The sequence below is a fragment of the Streptomyces sp. Ru73 genome (genome assembly GCF_002920575.1).
GTDB lineage: Bacteria > Actinomycetota > Actinomycetes > Streptomycetales > Streptomycetaceae > Streptomyces.
In genome coordinates, this window is sequence record NZ_PQSQ01000187.1 from 1 (window position 1) to 4,738 (window position 4,738).

At 76.6% G+C, this 4,738-nt stretch carries 3 protein-coding genes; all 3 read left to right on the plus strand.

Annotation, left to right across the window (positions count from 1 at the left end; genetic code table 11):
- Nucleotides 1-78 precede the first annotated feature (78 nt).
- A complete protein-coding gene (locus C3486_RS37630) occupies nucleotides 79-225 on the plus strand; it encodes a hypothetical protein (protein WP_181138817.1) in 147 nt (48 codons plus the stop codon).
- 92 nt (nucleotides 226-317) lie between these two features.
- Nucleotides 318-2,195: a serine/threonine-protein kinase gene (locus tag C3486_RS36210; protein ID WP_258053205.1), complete on the plus strand. Its 1,878-nt coding sequence runs from the start codon at nucleotides 318-320 to the stop codon at nucleotides 2,193-2,195.
- Between the two features lie 311 nt (nucleotides 2,196-2,506).
- Nucleotides 2,507-4,738: protein kinase (locus C3486_RS38465; RefSeq protein ID WP_258053206.1), on the plus strand; the 2,232-nt coding region annotated here is incomplete at its 3' end.

Here is a 4,738-nt window from a genome sequence, read left to right on the forward strand (position 1 = left end):
CGGCGCGCGCCGGGCGCATCCGGCCGCGCGGAGTGCGCCGGGGCACGGAGGTGGGCGGCACATCCTGACATGAGGAGCATGCCGAAGGCAGCCGCCAGCACCGCCGCGCGGCTAAAATTCACGGATCGCAAGGTCAATCAGGACTCCCGGGTCGTCGGGCCCATCATGACGGGTGCCCAGCGCGTACTCCTGCTGGACCCGGGCCTTCCCCACCGCCGCGGATGAGGGAGAATGAAGGCTCTGCCAGGGTGGGTTGTCCGAGTTGGGGCAGTTTGGTGTTGAGGTTGCCAACTCGGCTGGATTGCAGAGGGGATTCAGTGGGCGACGAGGACGCCAAGGGCGCCAAGGACGGCGAGCCGGGCCGGCTGCTCGCCGGCCGCTACCGGCTGGCCGATGTCCTCGGCCGGGGTGGCATGGGCACGGTCTGGCGGGCGCGGGACGAGGTCCTCGGTCGCACGGTCGCGGTGAAGGAACTGCGCTTTCCGGGCGGGGTCGAGGAGGACGAGAAGCGCCGCCTGATCACCCGTACGCTGCGCGAGGCGAAGGCGATCGCCCGGATCCGCAACAACGGCGCGGTCACGGTCTACGACGTGGTCGACGAGGACGACCGCCCCTGGATCGTCATGGAGCTGGTCGAGGGCCGCTCGCTCGCCGAGGTGATCCGCGACGACGGCGCGCTGACCCCGCGCCGCGCCGCCGAGGTCGGCCTCGCCGTCCTGGACGTGCTGTGCGCCGCGCACCGCGAGGGCATCCTGCACCGCGACGTGAAGCCGTCCAACGTCCTGATCGCCGAGGACGGCCGGGTCGTGCTCACCGACTTCGGCATCGCCCAGGTCGAGGGCGACCCCTCCGTCACCTCCACCGGCATGCTCGTCGGCGCCCCCTCGTACATCGCGCCGGAGCGCGCCCGCGGCCAGAAGCCCGGCCCGCCCTCCGACCTGTGGTCGCTCGGCGGCCTGCTGTACGCCTGCGTCGAGGGCGTGCCCCCGTACGACAAGGGATCCGCGATCGCCACCCTGACCGCGGTGATGACCGAGCCGGTCGACCCGCCCAAGAACGCCGGCGCGCTCGAAGAGGTCATCTACGGCCTGCTGGTGAAGGACCCGGCGCAGCGGCTGTCGGCCGAGGCGGCCCGCGCGCTGCTGACGGACGCCGTCAACGCGCCCGAGGACACCGGCCCCGAGCCGCCCGGTAAGCCCGCCGAGTCGACGCGCATGATGGCGCTGCCGCCGAAGCCCGCGGCCCCGCCGAGACCCTCCGCCGCCTCCGCGGGCGCGGCCGCCGAGCCCGCCAGGGAGCGGATGCGCGGCGCCCTGAAGTCCGTACGCAACGCCGCGGCCGCCTCCGCGACCCGTTCCGAGCCGGCGCCCGGCGTCGCGCCCGCCTCCGGCCGCACGCCGGCGGGCGCGACACGGGCCTCGCTGACCGACGTGGTACCGAAGCGCACGCTCCTGATCGTCGCGGTGATCGTCGTCCTCGCGGTGCTCGGCACGGTCCTCGCCTTCGCGCTGAGCAGCGGTGACGACAAGGGGAACAAGGGCGCGGCCGAGGGCAGGCGGAGCGCCGACGCGACGCCCGCCTCCGACGAGCCCGGCAAGGACGGCAAGGCGAGCCCGCAGACCAACAGCGCCTCGCCGGCCGAGTCGGCGAGCGAGAAGGCCAAGGGCGGCGGCGAAGCGGACGAGAACGAGCCCGACGAGAACGAGCCGGACGAGGACGAGGGCGGCGGCCAGGACCTCCCGAAGGGCTTCGTGAAGATCTCCAACGGCGGGTTCCACTTCTCGATGGCGATGCCGAAGGGCTGGAAGCAGACCGACACGGCGGGCCAGAACTCGGGCGCCATATACAGCGCCTCCGGCGGCTTCCCGCGCATTCAGGTCGACTACACCGGAAAGCCGACGGGCGACGCCGCGGCGGCCTGGCGGAGCCTGGAGCCCGCGGTGCGCGGCAGCAGCTCCGGCTACCACCTCATCGGCATCAAGAAGACCGACTGGCGGGACTACCCGACCGTCGCCGACTGGTCCTTCACCCGCGAGCAGCACGGTCAGAAGGTGCGCGTGCTGAACCGCGGCTTCAAGGCCGACGACAGCCACGGCTACGCCATCATGATCAGCTGCAAGGCGGGCACCTGGTCGGACAAGGAATGCCGGCAGCTCCGCGAGACCGCCTTCCGCACGTTCAAGGTGAAGGACTGACTCCTCCTCAGTGCGCTGAGGTCGTCCCCTTGTGGTGAAGAGCTGACGCCTCCTGGGGGAAGCCGGTCCTCCCGTGCCTCTTGAGACGCCGTCCCCGCGTGCCCCGTTGGCAGAAAGCTGCCGGGGCGGGCGGGGACTGTTGCGCCGAGCGGTCCCCAGGCGCACCCGGGACACGTATCGTGGCACCGCATAGACCGTAGGCTGCCGTATATCGGCAGTATTGCGACCAGAACTGACCACGCATCGCTCCGCCGGGGGGTAGGAACGGTGCGTCAGGTGGCCGCGGGTATCGCGCGCACTGGGGAGGCGTCGTGGACGAGTACGCGGGGCGAGTGCTCGCCGAGCGCTACCGCCTGCCCCTCCCGCCGCCGGACGCGCCCGAACCGGCCCTGGTGCGCGCGCTGGACACGCACAGCGGCCAGCAGGTGCTGGTCCGTCAGGTCCCGCTGCCGGAGGTCGTGGACGCGGAGCTGGTGGACGAGTACGACACGGACGACGCGCCCGGCGGGGGATACGGCGACGCGGGGCGGTCCCGGCATACAGGTGCCGGGACCGGCGGTGGGTACGGTGACGCCGGCCGGGCCAGGCGTACGGGTGCCGGCGGCGGCTCGCGGGCCGACCGCGATCCGTCCGACCCGGTGGTGCGGCGCGCCCTGGAGGCCGCTACGGCCGCCGCGCGCCTGCCCGACCACCCCCGGCTCGACCAGGTCTTCGACGTCTTCGCGCAGGACGGCAGCCTGTGGATCGTCAGCGAGCTGATCCCCGCGCGGCCGCTGTCCGCGCTGCTCGCCGACCGCACGCTGTCCCCGCACCGTGCCGCGGAGATCGCCGCCGACATCCTGGCCGCCCTGCGCACCCTGCACGCGCACGGCTGGACGCACCGCAACATCACCCCGCGCACGGTCCTGGTCTGCGACGACGGCCGCGTCGTCCTCACCGGCCTGGCCGCCGGCGCCGCGGAAGAGGCCCTGTGCGGCTACGACCCGGTCCCGCGCGCATCGGCTTCGCACGAAGGGGGCCGTGGTGAGCTGGCTCCGCGTGAGTCGGCCCCGCCTCCGGGCGCCGTTCATCCGGGCGTTGTGCGGGAGTGGCGCGCGGGGGGTGCGCCTTCGGGGGCGGCGGACAGTGGAGCTTCGGGGGCGGCGGGAGGCGGGCCTTCGGGGGCGGCGCCGGGCCAGAGCTCGAGTGCGGGCCGGGGGGCCGGTGCGCCCGGTGGGCCGGGGGCGCGGGTGTCGGCGGCCGAGGGGGCGCGGCGGGGCGGGGTGACGCGGGCTGTGCCGGGGGCGGGCGTTGAGCCGCACGGTGGGGCGGCAGGGGCGCGCGGGCCGCAGGCTGTACCGGGCGAGCGGGCTGCCGTACCGGGGGAGCGGTCCGCCGCACCAGGGGAGCGGCCTGCACCGGGTGAACGGCCTGCCGTACCGGGTGAGCAGCGGGGCCGGGGGCCGGTGGACCGGCCTTCTGCTCCAGGGGCCGGGGCGGCCGTACGGGGAGCCGGGCAGCAGCCCGGGAGCGGGACCGGGGGCGGACCGGGCGTGCCGGCGCGTGAGGCGTCCGGGGCCGGGGCGGCCGAGGACGAGGCGCGGCGGGCGCGGGCCGGGGCGATCGCCGCCTACCGGGCCGGCGCCAGGGCCGCGGCGGCCCGCACCGCGCACGACGCACATGCGGCGCCCCGCACGGACCGGGGCGGCGCCGCGCCCGAGGGCGGCCGCCCGCACGACCAGGAGCAGCAGCACGGGCAGCAGTTCACCCCGTACCGGGACCACATCGGGCCGGACGCAGGGCCGGGACAGGGGCACCCCGGCAACGACCGCAGGGCCGACGACCGGCCGGGTGGCGACCGGCCGACCGCCGAGCGCCCGGGTGGCGACCGGCTCGGCAACGGTCGCCCGCCCGCGAACGGTGGGCCCGCGCAGGGGAACCGTTCCGCCGCCCTGCCGCCGGGCCCTCCTGGCGTACCGCCGTACCGTCCGGGCCCGCCGCAGGGCCGTCCCGCGGCGCCGCCGTCCGGATCTGCGGGGCTGCCGCCCGGTCCGCCGGGCGTCCTCCCGCAGCGGCCGCCCCAGGGCACCCCGTGGCATGGCCAGGGCGCGCCGTCGGCGCAGCGTCAGGGGCCGGGCACGCCGCCCGCTCCGCGGCACCCCGCGCAGCCGGGCAGCGCCACGTACGGCGGCGGGCTGCCGGGCCCGGTACGCCGTCCGCAGGGCGGTACGCCCGCGCTGCCCACGGCCGGTCATGCCGGTCAGGCCGGGGCGGTCCCCGGTCCCGCCGGACCGCCCCCGGCGCGCACGGGCACCGGTGCGGGCATGGGCGCGGGTACGGGCCGGGCCGCGGGCGCGGTCCCCGCACCGCGCAACGGCGCCCCGTCCGGCGCGCAGTCCGGGCCGGGCACCGGCGTGCCGTCCGGCGTACGGCCGGGGCCGGGCACCGGCGTGCAGCCCGGGCCGGGCACCCGCGCGCGGTCGGACGCGGACACCGGGGGCGTACCCCCGGGCGCGGGGACCGGCAACGCGCTGGCGGCCGAGCGGGCGCGTCAGGCGCGGATC